Origin of the sequence: Pseudacidovorax sp. RU35E (genome assembly GCF_900156165.1) — a bacterium.
Classification (GTDB): domain Bacteria; phylum Pseudomonadota; class Gammaproteobacteria; order Burkholderiales; family Burkholderiaceae_C; genus Xenophilus.
This window is the reverse complement of the sequence record NZ_FTMY01000008.1, coordinates 172,971-188,710: the sequence shown is the minus strand read 5'-3', so window position 1 is coordinate 188,710 and position 15,740 is coordinate 172,971. Positions and strand designations below refer to the sequence as shown.

Annotated in this window: 14 protein-coding genes; 11 read left to right on the top strand and 3 right to left on the bottom strand. The window is 67.2% G+C overall.

Translation table 11 applies throughout. The features are described from left to right. The first annotated feature begins 1 nt into the window (after position 1). From BXA03_RS16125 to BXA03_RS16110, 4 genes are all read left to right on the top strand, one after another. Positions 2-2,188: a cytochrome c biogenesis protein ResB gene (locus tag BXA03_RS16125; RefSeq protein WP_076509649.1), complete on the top strand. Its 2,187-nt coding sequence runs from the start codon at positions 2-4 to the stop codon at positions 2,186-2,188. Further along, a complete protein-coding gene (gene ccsB, locus BXA03_RS16120; protein WP_076509647.1) occupies positions 2,185-3,516 on the top strand; it encodes a c-type cytochrome biogenesis protein CcsB in 1,332 nt (443 codons plus the stop codon). Before BXA03_RS16125 ends, ccsB begins: the two co-directional genes overlap by 4 nt. Before the next feature lie 165 nt (positions 3,517-3,681). Then, on the top strand, positions 3,682-4,683 hold the full coding sequence (gene msrP / locus BXA03_RS16115; RefSeq protein ID WP_076509645.1) for a protein-methionine-sulfoxide reductase catalytic subunit MsrP: 1,002 nt from the start codon (positions 3,682-3,684) through the stop codon (positions 4,681-4,683). Beyond that, complete coding sequence (locus tag BXA03_RS16110; RefSeq protein WP_369822431.1) at positions 4,683-5,354, top strand: protein-methionine-sulfoxide reductase heme-binding subunit MsrQ; 672 nt, start codon at positions 4,683-4,685, stop codon at positions 5,352-5,354. Before msrP ends, BXA03_RS16110 begins: the two co-directional genes overlap by 1 nt. Before the next feature lie 38 nt (positions 5,355-5,392). Here the strand turns inward: BXA03_RS16110 and lysA are convergent, their stop codons facing one another. Together lysA and BXA03_RS16100 are read right to left on the bottom strand one after the other, a co-directional pair. After that, positions 5,393-6,688, bottom strand: coding sequence for a diaminopimelate decarboxylase (lysA, locus tag BXA03_RS16105; protein WP_076509643.1), 1,296 nt, complete (start codon positions 6,686-6,688; stop codon positions 5,393-5,395). Further along, the gene (locus BXA03_RS16100) at positions 6,685-6,900 is read right to left on the bottom strand and encodes an LPS translocon maturation chaperone LptM (RefSeq protein ID WP_369822430.1); all 216 of its coding nucleotides are present in this window, start codon (positions 6,898-6,900) and stop codon (positions 6,685-6,687) included. Before BXA03_RS16100 ends, lysA begins: the two co-directional genes overlap by 4 nt. A 55-nt stretch (positions 6,901-6,955) precedes the next feature. Here BXA03_RS16100 and cyaY point away from each other — a divergent pair, with 55 nt between their 5' ends. Continuing rightward, positions 6,956-7,288 (top strand): iron donor protein CyaY, encoded by a 333-nt coding sequence (gene cyaY / locus BXA03_RS16095; RefSeq protein ID WP_076509639.1) that lies wholly within the window; start codon positions 6,956-6,958, stop codon positions 7,286-7,288. 38 nt (positions 7,289-7,326) lie between these two features. On the opposite strand, the gene BXA03_RS16090 is transcribed toward cyaY, so the two are convergent. Next, positions 7,327-9,744 carry a penicillin-binding protein 1A gene (locus tag BXA03_RS16090; protein ID WP_076509637.1) on the bottom strand — a complete coding sequence of 806 codons (2,418 nt, stop codon included), beginning with the start codon at positions 9,742-9,744 and terminating at the stop codon, positions 7,327-7,329. A gap of 243 nt (positions 9,745-9,987) precedes the next feature. On the opposite strand from BXA03_RS16090, the gene BXA03_RS16085 reads away from it, so the two are divergent. The 6 genes from BXA03_RS16085 (at position 9,988) to BXA03_RS16060 (ending at position 15,735) form a co-directional block, all read left to right on the top strand. Then, entirely contained in the window at positions 9,988-11,064 is a 1,077-nt protein-coding gene (locus BXA03_RS16085; RefSeq protein WP_076509636.1) for a pilus assembly protein PilM, read from the top strand. Further along, entirely contained in the window at positions 11,061-11,672 is a 612-nt protein-coding gene (locus BXA03_RS16080; RefSeq protein WP_076509634.1) for a PilN domain-containing protein, read from the top strand. Before BXA03_RS16085 ends, BXA03_RS16080 begins: the two co-directional genes overlap by 4 nt. Positions 11,673-11,684: 12 nt before the next feature. Further along, on the top strand, positions 11,685-12,365 hold the full coding sequence (locus BXA03_RS16075; protein ID WP_076509632.1) for a type IV pilus inner membrane component PilO: 681 nt from the start codon (positions 11,685-11,687) through the stop codon (positions 12,363-12,365). Further along, the gene (locus tag BXA03_RS16070; RefSeq protein WP_076509630.1) at positions 12,365-12,913 is read left to right on the top strand and encodes a pilus assembly protein PilP; all 549 of its coding nucleotides are present in this window, start codon (positions 12,365-12,367) and stop codon (positions 12,911-12,913) included. The genes BXA03_RS16075 and BXA03_RS16070 overlap by 1 nt, the downstream gene beginning before the upstream one ends. Continuing rightward, positions 12,910-15,081: a type IV pilus secretin family protein gene (gene pilQ / locus BXA03_RS16065; RefSeq protein WP_076509628.1), complete on the top strand. Its 2,172-nt coding sequence runs from the start codon at positions 12,910-12,912 to the stop codon at positions 15,079-15,081. Before BXA03_RS16070 ends, pilQ begins: the two co-directional genes overlap by 4 nt. A gap of 129 nt (positions 15,082-15,210) precedes the next feature. Next, complete coding sequence (locus tag BXA03_RS16060) at positions 15,211-15,735, top strand: shikimate kinase (RefSeq protein WP_255377180.1); 525 nt, start codon at positions 15,211-15,213, stop codon at positions 15,733-15,735. Positions 15,736-15,740 lie beyond the last annotated feature (5 nt).

The following is a 15,740-nucleotide window of genomic DNA, read 5'->3' as shown; positions in this document are numbered from 1 at the left end:
CATGAGCGTCTCCACCCACGGCCTTCGCCTTCGAACCGGCTCGCAGGCCCTGCGCGCCGCCGTGGAGTTGCTGTCATCGATGCGCTTCGCCATCGCGCTGCTGACGGTCATCTGCATTGCGTCCGTCATCGGCACCGTGCTCAAGCAGCAGGAGCCGATCAACAACTACATCAACCAGTTCGGGCCCTTCTGGGCGCAGGTGTTCCGCAGCGCGCGGCTGGACACCATCTACAGCGCCTGGTGGTTCCTGCTGATCCTGGCCTTCCTGGTGATCAGCACCTCGCTGTGCATCGCGCGCAATACGCCGCGCATCATGGCCGACCTGCGCACCTACAAGGAAGACCTGCGCGTGCAGGGCCTGAAGGCCTTCGGCCTGCGCGCCGAGACCGTGCTGGCCGAGTCGGCCGATGTGGCGGCCAACCGCATCGGCCAGCAACTGGTGGGCGGCGGCTGGAAGGTCAAGCTGCAAAAGCGCGAGACGGCCGGCGCACCCGCGGGCTGGATGGTGGCGGCCCGCGCGGGCGGCGCCAGCAAGCTGGGCTACATCGCGGCCCATGGCGCCATCGTGCTGATCTGTCTGGGTGGCCTGCTCGACGGCGATCTGATCGTGCGCGCGCAGACCTGGCTGGGCGGCAAGTCGGTCTACACCGGCGGCGGCATGATCGCCGACGTGCCCGCCCAGCACCGCTTGGCGCCGACCAATCCGACCTTCCGCGGCAACATCCTCGTGCCCGAGGGCGCGCAGTCCTCGGTGGCCATCCTCAACCAGGCCGACGGTGTGCTGCTGCAGGAGCTGCCCTTCGCCATCGAGCTCAAGAAGTTCATCGTCGACTACTACGCGACCGGCATGCCCAAGCTCTTCGCGAGCGAGGTGGTGCTGCACGACCGCGCGACCGGGGAGACGAAGAACGCACGCATCGAGGTCAACCACCCGGCCAGCTGGAAGGGCATCGAGATCTATCAGTCCAGCTTCGACGATGGCGGCTCGCGCGTGAAGCTGCGCGCCGTGCCCATGGGCGCGGCGGCCAAGCCCTTCGAGGTCGAGGGCACCATCGGCACCAGCACCGAGTTGACCAACGGCAAGGACAAGCTCACGCTCGAATACACGGCGCTGCGCGTGATCAACGTCGAGAACTTCGCCGGCGCCAATGGCGGCAGCGGCGCCGACGTGCGCAAGGTGGACCTGGTCGGCAGCCTCGAATCGCGCCTGGGCGCGGCCCACAAGGTGGACAAGCCCAAGGAGCTGCGCAACATTGGCCCGAGCATCGGCTACAAGCTGCGAGACGCCGCCGGTCAGGCGCGCGAGTACCAGAACTACATGGTGCCCACCGTGATGGAGGAGGGCGCGCCGCCGGTGTTCCTGCTGGGCGTGCGCGAGCAGCCCGATCAGCCCTTCCGCTACCTGCGCGTACCCGCCGACGACGAGATGGGTCTGGCGGGCTTCACCCGCCTGCGCGAGGCGCTGGCCGATCCGGCCGTGCGCGCCGAGGCCGTGGACCGCTATGTCGCCCAGGCCATCGGCCCTGACCGTCCGGAGCAGGCGCAGCAACTGCGTGCCTCGGCGCTGCGGGCGATCGGCCTGTTCGCCGGTGCCGAGCAGCTGCAGGGTGGCACTGCGCGCGCGGACGGCGGCAATGCCTCCGGCTGGCAGGCGATTGCCGAATTCATCGACCAGCAGGTGCCCGAGGCCGAGCGCGAGCGCGCCGGCCAGATCCTGGTGCGTGTGGTCAACGACGTGCTGTTCGAGCTGCTCAACCTGAGCCGCACGCAGGCGGGGCAGGCGGCCCTGCAGCGCGACGACAAATCGCAGGCCTGGCTCACGCAGGCCGTGCTCTCGCTGAGCGATGCCGCCTTCTACCCGGCGCCTGTGGCGCTGATGCTGACCGACTTCACGCAGGTGCAGGCCAGCGTCTTCCAGGTGGCCCGCGCGCCGGGCAAGAGCGTGGTCTACCTGGGATGCCTGTTGCTGATCGTGGGCATTTTTGCCATGCTCTACGTGCGCGAGCGGCGGCTGTGGGTGTGGCTCGCCCCCCGTGCCGGTGGCGCGGGCGCCGAGGCGTCGATGGCCCTGTCGGTCAACCGACGCGGGGGCCTGGACACCGACAAGGAATTCCACCGCCTGCGCGAACGGCTTCTGGGCTTGCCCCCGACAGACGCGCCCCCTTCTGCGGAGACTCCATCCCGATGAACACCGTCACCAGCACCACCACGCTGAGTCTCAATGAAGGCTGGTTCTCCCGCCGCAGTCTGACCGACTGGCTCTTCGCCGCCTTCGTGCTGGCGGGCGGACTGTTCGCGCTGGCGCGATACCACGGCGCCATGGACGTCTACGAGAAGGCGATCCTGGTCGGCACACTGCCAGCGCTGGTGTGGCTGGGCTGGTTCTGGCGGCCGCTGCAGCGCCTGGGCGTCGTGGTGGCCGCGGCCTCGGTGCTGGCCATCGTGAGCTACCAGGGCGACCTGGCGCGGGCCGACACCGTGTTCTGGCTGAAGTACTTCATCTCCAGCCAGTCGGCCATCCTGTGGATGAGCGTGCTCTTCTTCATGAGCACGGTCTTCTACTGGCTGGGCTTTTTCGCCACCAACCAATCCGCCGCCATGGAGCGCATCGGCTCCCGCCTGGCCTGGGCGGCGGTGACGATGGCGCTGATCGGCACCATGGTGCGCTGGTATGAGAGCCACCAGATCGGCCCTGACATCGGACACATCCCGGTGAGCAACCTCTACGAGGTGTTCGTGCTCTTCTGCTGGATGACGACCGCGTTCTACCTCTACTACGAAGAGCGCTACCGCACCCGCGCCCTCGGCGCCTTCGTGATGCTTGTGGTGAGCGCGGCGGTGGGCTTCCTGCTCTGGTACACGCTGGTGCGCGGCGCGCACGAGATCCAGCCGCTGGTGCCGGCGCTGCAGAGCTGGTGGATGAAGCTGCATGTGCCCGCCAACTTCATCGGCTATGGCACCTTCTCGCTGGCGGCCATGGTGGCCTTCGCCTACCTCATCAAGCAGCAGGCCGCCGAAACCCGCTGGTGGCGCCTGACGCCCATCTGGCTGCTGGGCGCGGCGCTGTGCTTCGTGCCCATCGCCTTCCGCCAGCGTGGCGTGGCCGAGGCGGGCGGCAGCTACTGGGTGGGCTATGCGCTCATCTCGGCGCTGATCGCCGCCGGCATCCTGCTGGGCCGCCGCCGCATCGCCGCCCGCCTGCCGGCTTTCGAAGTGCTGGACGACGTGATGTACAAGGCCATCGCCGTCGGCTTTGCCTTCTTCACCATCGCCACAGTGCTGGGCGCGCTGTGGGCCGCCGACGCCTGGGGCGGCTACTGGAGCTGGGACCCGAAGGAGACCTGGGCGCTGATCGTGTGGCTCAACTATGCGGCTTGGCTGCACATGCGGCTGGTCAAGGGCCTGCGTGGCACGGTCGCCTCGTGGTGGGCGCTGGTGGGCCTGGCAGTGACCACCTTCGCCTTCCTGGGCGTCAACATGTTCCTGTCGGGCCTGCACAGCTACGGCACGCTGTAGGCGAAAGCCGCCAGTTGACAGGCCGGCCCAGCCCCACGCGCGGCGGGGAGAGGGCTTTTGGGGCAGACTGAAATCCAGGTGGGGCCCGCCTGCGTAACCAAATGGACGTGGGCACCGAACTCTCCAGGGTCCACCTGTGTCCACCGCCTGCGAAAGGGCCCCCTCATGCTGATCCGTTCCCGCGATGACGGCTTCGTTCATCCCATCTCCAGTGAAATCACGCCGCGCCAGGTCTATGAGCAGCGCCGCCAAATGCTGCGCCTGATGGCGACCGGCGCTGCCGGCGCGGCCCTGGCCGGCTGGGCCGGCCGCGAAGCGATGGCCCAGTCCCAGAATTCCGGCGGCAAACTGGCGCCGCTGCCAGGCGCCAAGTCCAACGTCCCGGGCGCGCAGGTGATGGAAAAAGTCACCGACTACAAGGACGCGACCAGCTACAACAATTTCTACGAGTTCGGCACCGACAAGGCCGACCCGGCCAAGAACGCCCACACCCTCAAGACACGGCCCTGGACGGTCGAGGTCGAGGGCCTGGTCAAGAAGCCGGGCAAGTACGGCATCGACGACCTGATCAAACTGTCCGCCCAGGAAGACCGCGTGTACCGCCTGCGCTGCGTCGAAGGCTGGTCGATGGTGATCCCGTGGGTGGGCTATTCGCTGGCCGAACTGATCAAGCGTGTAGAGCCGCAAGGCAATGCCAAGTACGTCGAGTTCGTGACGCTGGCCGACCCGAAGACGATGCCTTTCGTCGGCTCCCGCGTGCTGGACTGGCCCTATGCGGAGGGTTTGCGCATGGACGAAGCTATGCACCCGCTCACGCTGCTGACCTTCGGCATGTACGGCGAAGTGCTGCCCAACCAGAACGGCGCGCCGGTGCGCATCGTGGTGCCGTGGAAGTACGGTTTCAAGTCGGCTAAGTCCATCGTGAAGATCCGTTTCGTCGAGAAGGAGCCGGGCACGGCCTGGAACAAGGCGGCGGCCAACGAGTACGGCTTCTATTCGAACGTGAACCCCGACGTGGACCATCCGCGCTGGAGCCAGGCCACCGAGCGTCGCATCGGCGAGCCTGGCGGTCTGTTCGCCAAGCGGCGCAAGACGCTGCTGTTCAACGGCTACGAGGCACAGGTCGGCCAGCTGTACGCGGGCATGGACCTGAAGAAGTTCTACTGATGGCGACCGCTGCGCAGCCCCGCGGCGGCGCCCGCCCCGCGGGTGCCAGTGGACTGAACCGGGTGCTGATGCATGCGGCGGCCAAGCCGGCCGTGTTCATGCTCTGCCTGCTGCCCTTCGCCTGGCTGCTCTATGGCGCCGTGGCTGATCGGCTCGGCGCGAATCCCGCGGAATATCTGCTGCGCGCCACCGGCGACTGGGCTCTTCGCTTCCTCTGCATCGTGCTGGCCGTGACACCGCTGCGTGTCATGGCGAAGCTGACCGCACTGGCGCGCTGGCGCCGCATGCTCGGGCTCTTCGCGTACTTCTACGTCGTGGTGCACCTGCTGTGCTATTCGTGGTTCGACATGGGCTTCGATCTACCATCCATCGTGGCGGACATTCCCAAGCGACCTTTCATCCTCGTGGGGTTCGCGGCCTTCGTGCTGCTGACGCTGCTGGCCGCGACGTCCTTCAACCGAGCGATCCGGGCGCTGGGCGGCAAACGCTGGCAGCGGCTGCACCGGCTGGTCTATCTGTGCGCTGGCCTGGGCCTGCTGCACTTTTTCTGGATGCGGGCCGGCAAGAACAACTTTGGCGAAGTCGGCATCTATGCCGTGATCATCGCGCTGCTGCTGGGCTGGCGGGTCTGGCACGCGCTCGCCGCGCGCCGGCGAGCGGCCCTGCAGTAGCACCCTGCAAACAGGGCGGCCTCGGCCGCCCTGTTTGCTCAGAACGACTGTTCGGTGCGAAGCTGATCTTCCGCTGTCTCGCGACGACGGATCAGCCGGGCCTCGGCGCCGCTCACCAGCACCTCGGCCGCGCGTCCGCGCGTGTTGTAGTTGCTGGCCATGCTCATGCAGTACGCGCCAGCCGAGAGCACGGCGAGCAGGTCGCCGGCCTGGACCGCCAGGTCCCGGTCGCGGCCAAGCCAGTCGCCGCTTTCGCACACCGGGCCGACGACGTCGTAGCGCACCGGCTGCGCGTCGGGCCGGAGGACCACGGGTTCGATGCGGTGGAAGGCCTCGTACATGGCCGGGCGGGGCAGGTCGTTCATGGCCGCGTCGACGATGCAGAAGTTCTTCTCTTCGCCGGGCTTGGTGTAGACCACTTCGGTCAGGCAGATGCCGGCGTTGCCCACCAGCGAGCGGCCAGGCTCGATCACGAGTTTGCGATCGCCGAACCCACGGGCGTCCAGCCGGGCCAGCAGCTGCTGCCACAGCGCATCGGCCGCGGGCGGCGTGTCGCCGTTGTAGTCGATGCCCAGGCCGCCGCCGAAGTCCAGGTGGTGCAGGCGGATGCCTTGGGCCTCGATGGTCTGAACCAGATCGAGCACGCGCTCCAGCGCATCCAGGTACGGTGACGCCTCGGTGATCTGCGAGCCGATGTGGCAGTCGATGCCCACCACGCTCAGTCCCGGCAGGGAGGCTGCATGCCGGTAGACCTCGACCACCCGATCGTGCGCAATGCCGAACTTGTTGCCCTTGAGGCCGGTGGAGATGTAGGGGTGCGTCTTCGCGTCGACATTGGGATTGATGCGCAGGCTGACCGGCGCGCGCTTTCCGGCGGCCACGGCCACTTCGCTCAGGACATCGAGCTCGGCTTCGCTCTCGACGTTGAAGCAGGCGATGCCGGCGTCCAGCGCCTGGCGCATCTCGGCGCGGGTCTTGCCCACGCCCGAGAAGATGACCTTGCCCACATCGGCGCCGGCCGCCATCACGCGGGCCAGTTCGCCGCCCGACACGATGTCGAAGCCGCAGCCGGCTTCGGCGAAGACGCGCAGCACGCCCAGCGAGGAGTTGGCCTTCATCGCGTAGCACACCAGCGCGTCCCGGCCTTCGAAGCCGCGGCGGTAGGCCGCCAGCGCGTCGAGCATCCACTGCTTGGAGTAGACGAACAGCGGCGTGCCGTGTTCGCGCGCGAGCGCCTGCAGGTCGGCCTGCTCGACACGCAGCGTGCCGCCTTGGCGGGCAATATGGGGTTGGCCCGGCAGCGAGGCGCCGGCGGAAGCGAAGGAAGCGGTCATGGACGGGAAGCGGGAACCGAGGGGGATGCCGGCGCGCTGGCAGCACCGGCCGGTGCCGGCGCGGGCTTGTTGCCGGAGCCGGTCAGCACCTGCGGCAGGGTGGCGCGCTGGGCGGCAGCGGGTTCGGTCGGCAGATAGAGCGCCCCCTTCTGGCCACAGGCCGACAGGGCAGCGAGGGTCGCGAGCGCAAAGGCCTTGGCGAGAGTGAGCAAGGGGGCGCTCACTAGAATTTGCCGAGCATTCAACATCGCGAAATTTTATCCAGTCATGACCGACGCCCAGTACCTCGATCTCGCGGAATCCGCTCTGGCAGCCATCGAACGATGCTGCGACAAGATCAACGAAGACACCGACGCGGACATCGACAACCAGCGTGTGGGCGGCATGATCACGCTGACCTTTGCCAACCGAAGCCAGGTGGTGGTGAACCTGCAGCCGCCGCTGCATGAGATCTGGCTGGCGGCCCGCACCGGCGGCTACCACTTCCGGCACGACGGTCAGCGGTGGGTGGACACCAGGACCGGCGAAGAGCTTTTCGGCCGCCTGTCGCAGGAATGCAGCCTGCAAGCCGGGCAGGCGCTGCACTTCGTCGCAGACTAAGTGCAAACGCCGGCCTTCGGCCGGCCATCCCCGTGACTTCAGTTGCGGAACAGATCGAGGATGCGGTTGCGCTCCTCGCCCACTGGCGCCGATGGAGCACCTCCGGCCCCGCTCTCCATGCCGGGCACGACCACCGGCTCCACGCCCAGTGACGTGACGCCGCGGCCCGGCGTGAACTCGTCGTAGTAGACCTCGCCACCGATGTTGACCACCCCCGGAGGCGCCTGGATCTCGCTCACCGGCACGCCCTTGAGGGCTGTCTGCATGAAGCTGATCCAGATCGGCAGGCTCAGGCCGCCGCCGGTTTCGCGATCACCCAGCTTGCGCGGCGTGTCGTAGCCCATCCACACCACCGCGGTCAGCGTGGGCTGGAAGCCGGCGAACCAGGCGTCCAGCGAATCGTTGGTGGTGCCCGTCTTGCCGTACAGGTCGACGCGCTTGAGCGTGGCCTGCGCCTTGGCAGCCGTCCCGCCGCTGGCCACGGACTGCAGCAGGCTGTCCATGATGTAGGCGTTGCGCTGCGGAATGGCGCGCGAGGTCTCGCCCCGCAACGGTGGCTGCACATCGACCAGCACCCGGTCCTTGTGGTCGGTGATGCGGGTGATCAGATACGGATTCACGCGGTAGCCGCCGTTGGCGAACACCGAGTAGGCCGCCGCCATCTGCATCGGCGTGACCGAGCCGGCGCCCAGGGCCATCGGCAGGTAGGCCGGATGCTTCTCGCGCTCGAAGCCGAAGTTGGTGATCCAGTCCTGCGCATAACGGGTGCCGACGGACTGCAGCACGCGGATGGACACCATGTTCTTGGACTTCATCAGCGCCCGGCGCAGCGGCATGGGGCCCTCGAAGTTGCCGTCGTAGTTCTTCGGCTCCCAGGGCTGGCCGCCGGTGGTGCCGGCATCGAAGAACAAAGGCCCGTCGTTGACGACGGTGCTGGGCATGAAGCCCTTCTCCAGCGCGGCCGAGTAGATGAAGGGCTTGAAGCTGGAGCCCGGCTGGCGCCATGCCTGCGTCACGTGGTTGAACTTGTTCTTGCCGAAATCGAAGCCGCCGACCATGGCCTTGATGGCACCGTCGCGCGGGTCCATGGCGACGAAGGCGCCTTCCACCTCGGGCAGCTGCGTGATCTCCCAGCTGCCCTTGGCGGTCTTGGCCACGCGGATGACGGCGCCGCGGCGGATGCGCACGTTGGGGGCCGCCTTGTCCGACAGGCCCGACTGGGCCGGGCGCAGGCCTTCGCCGTTGATCTGCAGTTCCTCGCCGCTGGCGCGGATGGCGGTGACCTCCTTGGGGCTGGCCTTGAGCACCACGGCGGACATGACGTCGCCGTTGTCGGGGTGTTCCGCCAGCACGTCGTCCACGACCTCGTCCAGTTCCTTGGGGTCGTTCGGCAGGTCGACGAACTTCTCGGGACCGCGGTAGATCTGCCGGCGCTCGTAGTCCATGATGCCGCGCCGCAGGGCACCGTAGGCTGCGGACTGCTGCGAGGCCACCAGCGAGGTGTAGACCTTCAAGCCGCGCGTGTACGTGCTTTCGCCGTACTGGGCAAACATGAGCTGTCGCACGGTCTCGGCCACGTACTCCGCATGCAGTCGATCGGGGTCGTTGGCATTGCGCAGGTGAAGGCGTTCGGCGCGGGCCTCCTTGGCCTGGGCCTCGGTGATGAATCCGGCATCGACCATGCGGTCGACCACGTACAGCTGGCGCGCCCGCGCGCGCGACGGGTTGTTGACGGGGTTGTTGGCGCCGGGCGCCTTGGGCAGACCCGCCAGCATGGCGGCTTCCGCGATCGTGATGTCCTGCAGTGGCTTGCCGAAGTACGACTCGGACGCGGCCGCAAAGCCGTAGGAGCGGTTGCCCAGGTAGATCTGGTTCAGGTAGATCTCGAGGATCTGGTCCTTGCTGAGCTGGTGCTCCAGCTTGAAGGCGAGCAGGATTTCATAAATCTTGCGGGTGAGCGTCTTCTCGGAGCTGAGGTAGACATTGCGCGCGACCTGCATCGAGATGGTGGAGGCGCCCTGGCTCTTCACGCGGTTCAGGTTGGCGAGACCCGCGCGCACCACCCCCTTGTAGTCCACGCCGCCATGGTCGTAGAAGCGCGCGTCCTCGGCGGCCAGCACGGCCTCCTTCATCACCTTGGGCACGGTAGCGATGGGGGTGAGGTTGCGGCGCTCCTCTCCGAATTCGCCGATCTGGATGCCTTCGGCGGAGAAGACGCGCAGCGGCAGCTTGGGGCGGTAGTCGGCCAGATCGGACACGTCTGGCAGATTGGGGTAGGCCACGGCCAGGGCGACGGCTCCCACCATCAGCGCGCAGGCCACCGCAGCGCCGGCCAGGCCGAGCAGCCACAGCAGGATGCGCAGCGGCCAACGGAGCCAGGCCGGTGTCGCGGAGGGGCGCTTCGCGGCCTTGTCGTCTCGGGGTGCAGGCGCCGGTGCGCGGGAGGAAGGGGGCATGGGGTGAGGCCAAAGAGGGCGGCGGATTATAAAAACCGCACATGGCCTACCCCTGGTTACACTGAACGTTACGCTGGGTTGAGGATGCGTTGGCTTTCTTCCGTATTGTTTTAACAACTAACGCGAATTCGTTAAAAAAAGCCAACGGCAGTGCTTGGTGTCCGTGGTCCTCGACTGATAGCATCTATTCACATGCATTTCTTGCCAAGTGTTACAAGCACGTGAACGGCTGAGCGTCTTCCGATGGCCCTGGGATCACTTTTTCGCCGACAGCCGCCGCCCCTGCTGGGCCTGGACGTCTCCTCGTCCAGCGTGAAGCTGGTGGAACTCGAGCGCAACCCCGCGGGCAAGCTGGTGCTCCTGCGCTGTGCGATCGAGCCGCTCGAGCGTGGCTGGATCACCGACGGCAATGTCGAGAAGTTCGATGAAGTCGCCGAGGCCGTCCGTCGCGTCGTGCGAAAGAGCGGCGCCAAGACCAAGAACGTGGCCCTGGCCCTTCCGCCCTCGGCGGTCATCACCAAGAAGGTGATCCTGCCGGCGGGCCTGAGCGAGACCGAACTCGAAGTGCAGGTCGAATCCGAGGCCAACCAGTACATCCCCTTCTCGTTAGACGAGGTCAGCCTCGACTTCTGCGTGATGGGTCCGAGCCCGGGCAGCCCCGAGGACGTCGAGGTGCTGATCGCGGCCTCCCGCAAGGAAAAGGTGCAGGACCGCCAGGGCCTGGCCGAGGCCGCCGGACTCAAGGCGGTGATCCTGGACGTGGAGTCCTTCGCATCCCGCCTGGCCGCCGCGCGCCTCATCGAGCAGTTGCCTGCGCAGGGTCGCGACGCCGTGGTCGCGCTCTTCGAGGTGGGCGCCAGCACCACCAGCATGCAGGTGCTGCGCAACGACGAGGTGCTCTACGACCGCGACCAGGCCTTCGGCGGAGCCCAGTTGACCCAGCTGATCGTGCGCCAGTACGGCTTTTCGGCCGAAGAGGCGGAAGCCAAGAAGCGCAACGGCGACCTGCCCGAGGACTACGAGTCCGCCGTGCTCAAGCCCTTCGTCGCCAGCATCGCGCAGGAAATCGCGCGGGCGCTGCAGTTCTTCTTCACCAGCACCCCGCACAACCGCGTGGACTACGTGCTGCTGGCTGGTGGATCCGCCGGGCTGCCCGGCCTGACCCACGCGGTGACGCGCCAGACCTCCTTCGCGTGCTCGCTGCTCAATCCCTTCGAGGGCATGGAGTTCGATTCGGGTGTGCGTGCCAAGCGGCTGCAGCGCGAATCCGCCTCCTATCTCACGGCCTGCGGGCTGGCGATGCGGAGGTTCCTGCAGTGATCCTGATCAACCTGCTGCCGCACCGCGAGGCGGCCCGCAAGCGTCGCAAGGACAACTTCTACGCGTCGCTGGGTGCGGCTGCGCTGGCCGGTCTCCTGATCGCGGGTGTCGCCTATCTGTACCTGCAGGCGCTGATCCTCGAGCAGCAGTCGCGCAACGCCATGCTCACGGCCGAGAACCAGAAGCTGGATGCCCAGATCAAGGAAATCGCCACCCTGCAGGGCGAGATCGCCGGACTGCGGGCGCGTCAGAAGTCGGTGGAAGACCTGCAGGCCGACCGCAATCTGCCGGTTCATCTGCTCAATGAACTGGTGCGCCAGCTGCCCGACGGCGTCTACCTGACCAGCATGCGGCAGGAAAACCAGACGGTCACGCTGCAGGGCGCGGCGCAGTCCAACGAGCGGGTGTCGGAACTGCTGCGCAACCTGGGCAACAGCAGCCCCTGGCTGGTCAAGCCCGAACTGGTGGAGATCACCGCAGGCATCGCCACGCTCAGTCCCCGGGATCAACGCCGGGTTGCCAACTTCACGATGCGCGTGGGCGTGCGGCGGCCGATGGAGGCCCAGAAGCCGACATCGCCCGCGCCTGCCACACCGAACAAGGGCTAAGGGATCACGGACATGGCATCGCGCGTATCCCTGCCCCGCGTCCAGGTCGGCACCTCGCTGCGGTCGGCTGCCCAGCAGTTCCGCAGCCTCGACCCGAACGACCCGTCGCGCTGGCCGCCCGTGCCGCGCTACACCCTGTTCGTGCTGCTCGCGGCCGTCGTGGTGGTGGCCCTGTGGTTCTTCTGGCTGGGCGGCGTCGACGACGAATACCAGGCCGAGCGCGACCGCGAGCAGGCCCTGCGCAACGACTACAAGACCAAGGTGGCGCGCGCCGTCAACCTCGACCTGCTCAAGAAGCAGCGCGAAGAGGTGCAGCAGTACGTGCTCGTCCTCGAGAAGCAGCTGCCCAGCAAGGCCGAGATGGATGCGCTGCTGTCGGACATCAACCAGGCCGGCCTGGGACGCAGCCTGCAGTTCGAGCTTTTCCGGCCTGGTCAGGTCGAGGTGCGCGACTACTACGCCGAACTGCCCATCGCCCTGCGCGTCACCGGCCGCTACCACGACATGGGCTCTTTCGCCGCCGACATCGCCAATCTGTCGCGCATCGTCACGCTCAACAACCTGTCCATCGTGCCGCAGAAGGACGGTGGCGGCCTGACGATGGACGCCACTGCCCGCACCTACCGCTACCTGGACGCCGAGGAGCAGGCCGCGCAGCGCAAGGCGACGGCCGCCGCCCAGGCCAAGAAATGATGAAGAAGTCCGGCCTCCCGCTGCTGCTGGCCTGCGCCTCGGCCGTGCTGCTCACCGGCTGCCTGGGCTCCGACCAGGATGACCTGACGGAGTGGATGCGTCAGGAGCGCGCCAACGTCCGGCCGCGCATCGAGCAGATCTCCGAGCCGAAGAAGTTCGTGCCCCAGGCCTATACCGAGGCCGCCGCGGTCGAGCCCTTCGACAACCAGCGGCTGCTGCAGGCGCTGCGGCGCGACTCGACGAGCCCGGCGGTCCGTTCCGACCTGATCGCGCCCGAACTCAACCGGCTGAAGGAGCCGCTGGAAGCCTTCCCGCTCGATTCGATGGCGATGGTGGGCAGCCTCCGGCGCGGTGGACAGCGGGTGGCGCTGGTGATGGTGGACAAGCTGCTTTATCAGGTACGGGTGGGCAACCACCTTGGACAGAACTTCGGGCGCGTGACGCGCATCGACGAGACGGAGCTGGCCTTGCGCGAGATCGTGCAGGACGCCGCGGGTGAATGGATCGAGCGCACGGCGACGCTGCAGCTGCAAGAGAGGTCGAAATGAAGTCATTGGTCAGCACTCCCGCCCTGGGTTGGCTGCGGCGCGCGGGCATGGCGATGCTCTGCCTCGCAAGCATGGCCGCGGCGCATGCGCAGAACGCCATCCAGGCCGTGACGGGTTCGGTGCAGTCGGGCTCGGAAGTCGTGCGCATCGACTTTGCCCGGCCGCTTGCGGCGCCCCCCACCGGCTTCACGGTCCAGAACCCCGCGCGGATCGCGCTGGACTTTCCGGGCACCAGCAATGCGTCGGGGCGCTCCTCCCTGGAGATGAACCAGGGCAACCTGCGCTCGGTCAACGTGGTGCAGGCAGCCGATCGCACGCGGCTGGTGTTGAACCTGAAGCAGGCCGCGGCCTATCGCACCGACATCCAGGGCAATTCGCTGCTGGTCGTGCTCAGCCCGGCCCCCGGCCAGGCGCTGGCGGCGCCGGCGCAGCAGGCCTTTGCCGAGAACTTCAACCGCGACAGCCTGCCGCTGCGCGACATCGACTTCCGCCTGGGCCCGGACAACACGGGCCGCGTGGTTGTCGAGCTGCCGAACAACCAGGTCGGTGTCGACGTGCGCCAGCAGGGCCGCACGCTGGTGGCCGAGTTCACCAAGTCCACCCTGCCCGAGGGGCTGCGCCGCCGCCTGGATGTGACCGACTTCAACACGCCGGTGCAGTTCATCAACGCCCAGCAGGCCGGCGACCGCGTGCGGCTGACCATCGACGCGCGCGGCGACTACGAACACAGCGCCTACCAGAGCGACAACCAGTTCGTGGTCGAGGTGCGCGCCCGCAAGGTCGACCCGACCAAGCTCACCCAGGGCGCCGGCTACACCGGAGAGAAGCTGTCGCTGAACTTCCAGAACATCGAGATCCGCTCGCTGCTGCAGGTGATTGCGGACTTCACCAACTTCAACATCGTCACTTCCGACTCGGTGACCGGCTCGCTGACGCTGCGGCTGAAGGATGTGCCCTGGGACCAGGCCCTGGACATCATCATGCAGGCCAAGAACCTCGGCATGCGCAAGAACGGCTCCGTGCTGTGGATCGCGCCGAAGGACGAGATCAACGCCAAGGAGAAGATGGAATACGAGGCCAAGGCGGCCATCGAGAACCTGGAGCCGCTGCGCACCCAGTCGTTCCAGCTCAACTACACCAAGGCCGTCGTCATAGCCCAGGGGCTGACCGGCACCGGCACTGCGGCCGGTGGCGGGGGCGCGGGCACGGCCACGCGCATCCTGAGTGCACGCGGCAGCGTGATCGCCGAGTCGCGCACCAACCAGTTGTTTGTGTCGGACGTGCCCTCCAAGCTGGCCCAGGTGGCCGAGCTGATCCAGAAGCTCGACGTGCCCGTGCGTCAGGTGATGATCGAGGCGCGCATCGTCGAGGCCACCGATACCTTCGGCAAGTCGCTGGGCGCGCGCCTGGGCGGCAGCTTCATCAACAACCGCAGCGCTCTGGGCACCTTCCCGACCGTGACCGGCGGAGGGACCACCTCCACCAGCACCACCACGGGCGGTGTGACGACGACCACGTCGACCTCGACCAGCCCGTCGGTGAGCTTCGGTACCGCCACGCTGAACAACTTCATCAACCTGCCAGCGGGTGACGCCGGCGGCACCGGCAATGCGGCGGGCGCGTTCACGCTGGCGCTGTTCAACTCGAGCTTCTCGCGCATGCTCAACCTGGAGATCTCGGCGCTGGAAGCCGATGGCAAGGGCCGCGTCATCTCCAGCCCCCGCGTCATCACCGCCGACCAGACCAAGGCGCTGATCGAACAGGGTGAAGAGATTCCCTACCAGCAGGCCACCTCCAGCGGGGCGACGTCCATCTCCTTCCGCAAGGCGGTGCTGAAGCTGGAAGTGACGCCGCAGATCACGCCCGAGGGCAACATCATCCTGACGCTGGACGTGAACAAGGACTCCCGCGGCGTCAATACCTCGGCCGGCCCCGCCATCAACACCAAGCATGTGCAGACCGAAGTGCTGGTCGAGAACGGCGGCACGGTGGTGATCGGCGGCATCTTCGAGCTGACCGAAAGCAACGACGAATCGCGCATCCCCGTGCTGGGTGAAGTGCCGGTGGTGGGCGCCTTGTTCCGCAAGCGCGATCGCGTGTCGAACAAGACCGAGATGCTGGTGTTCATCACGCCGAAGATGATCACCGACCGCAACGCCGCGCGTTGATGCGGGCAGCGGTTCGGCCGGGCGGAAGCGCCCGGACCCGCTGATACACTGCCGCGCGTTTTGCATCCAGCAGGGACCGACAGGTCCCTGCGTTTCATCGGCCCTGTGTCCTCCTCTCAATCCATCGCCTTGGTCGGCATGCCCGGCGCCGGCAAGTCGGCGGTGGGCAAGGAGCTCGGCCGCCGGCTGCAGCGCCACTTCGCGGACAGCGATGTGGTCATCGAGCAGCGCATCGGCTGCTCGATCCGTGAGTATTTCGAACGGGAGGGCGAGGCCGCCTTCCGTCAGCTCGAAGAGCAGGTGCTGGCCGAACTGGGCGAACAGGGCGCCGGCGTGTTGGCCACCGGGGGTGGCATCGTCATCCGGTCGGCCAACCGCGCGTGCTTGCTGCGGTCCTTCCGCGTGGTTTACCTGCATGCGACACCCGAGGACCTGTATCGCCGCCTGCGCCACGACACCAAGCGTCCGCTGCTGCAGGTGGCCGATCCGCTGGCCCGCCTGCGTGAGCTCTACAGCGCGCGTAACGGTCTCTATCGCGAGGTGGCCCATGCCGTCGTCGAGACCGGGCGGGCTTCGGTTGCCGCGGTGGTGACGGAGGTGCAGCGGCAGCTGCAAGCAGCCTCCAGTGACCGAGGGGCTGAGGCCGGCCTCTAAACTCG

What these genes read in the sequence shown, in the direction of transcription:
- BXA03_RS16125 (WP_076509649.1), top strand. Translation starts at nt 2, where the DNA reads ATGAGCGTCTCCACCCACGGCCTTCGCCTTCGAACCGGCTCGCAGGCC.
- ccsB (WP_076509647.1), top strand. Translation starts at nt 2,185, where the DNA reads ATGAACACCGTCACCAGCACCACCACGCTGAGTCTCAATGAAGGCTGG.
- msrP (WP_076509645.1), top strand. Translation starts at nt 3,682, where the DNA reads ATGCTGATCCGTTCCCGCGATGACGGCTTCGTTCATCCCATCTCCAGT.
- BXA03_RS16110 (WP_369822431.1), top strand. Translation starts at nt 4,683, where the DNA reads ATGGCGACCGCTGCGCAGCCCCGCGGCGGCGCCCGCCCCGCGGGTGCC.
- lysA (WP_076509643.1), bottom strand. Translation starts at nt 6,688, where the DNA reads ATGACCGCTTCCTTCGCTTCCGCCGGCGCCTCGCTGCCGGGCCAACCC.
- cyaY (WP_076509639.1), top strand. Translation starts at nt 6,956, where the DNA reads ATGACCGACGCCCAGTACCTCGATCTCGCGGAATCCGCTCTGGCAGCC.
- BXA03_RS16090 (WP_076509637.1), bottom strand. Translation starts at nt 9,744, where the DNA reads ATGCCCCCTTCCTCCCGCGCACCGGCGCCTGCACCCCGAGACGACAAG.
- BXA03_RS16085 (WP_076509636.1), top strand. Translation starts at nt 9,988, where the DNA reads ATGGCCCTGGGATCACTTTTTCGCCGACAGCCGCCGCCCCTGCTGGGC.
- BXA03_RS16075 (WP_076509632.1), top strand. Translation starts at nt 11,685, where the DNA reads ATGGCATCGCGCGTATCCCTGCCCCGCGTCCAGGTCGGCACCTCGCTG.
- BXA03_RS16070 (WP_076509630.1), top strand. Translation starts at nt 12,365, where the DNA reads ATGAAGAAGTCCGGCCTCCCGCTGCTGCTGGCCTGCGCCTCGGCCGTG.
- pilQ (WP_076509628.1), top strand. Translation starts at nt 12,910, where the DNA reads ATGAAGTCATTGGTCAGCACTCCCGCCCTGGGTTGGCTGCGGCGCGCG.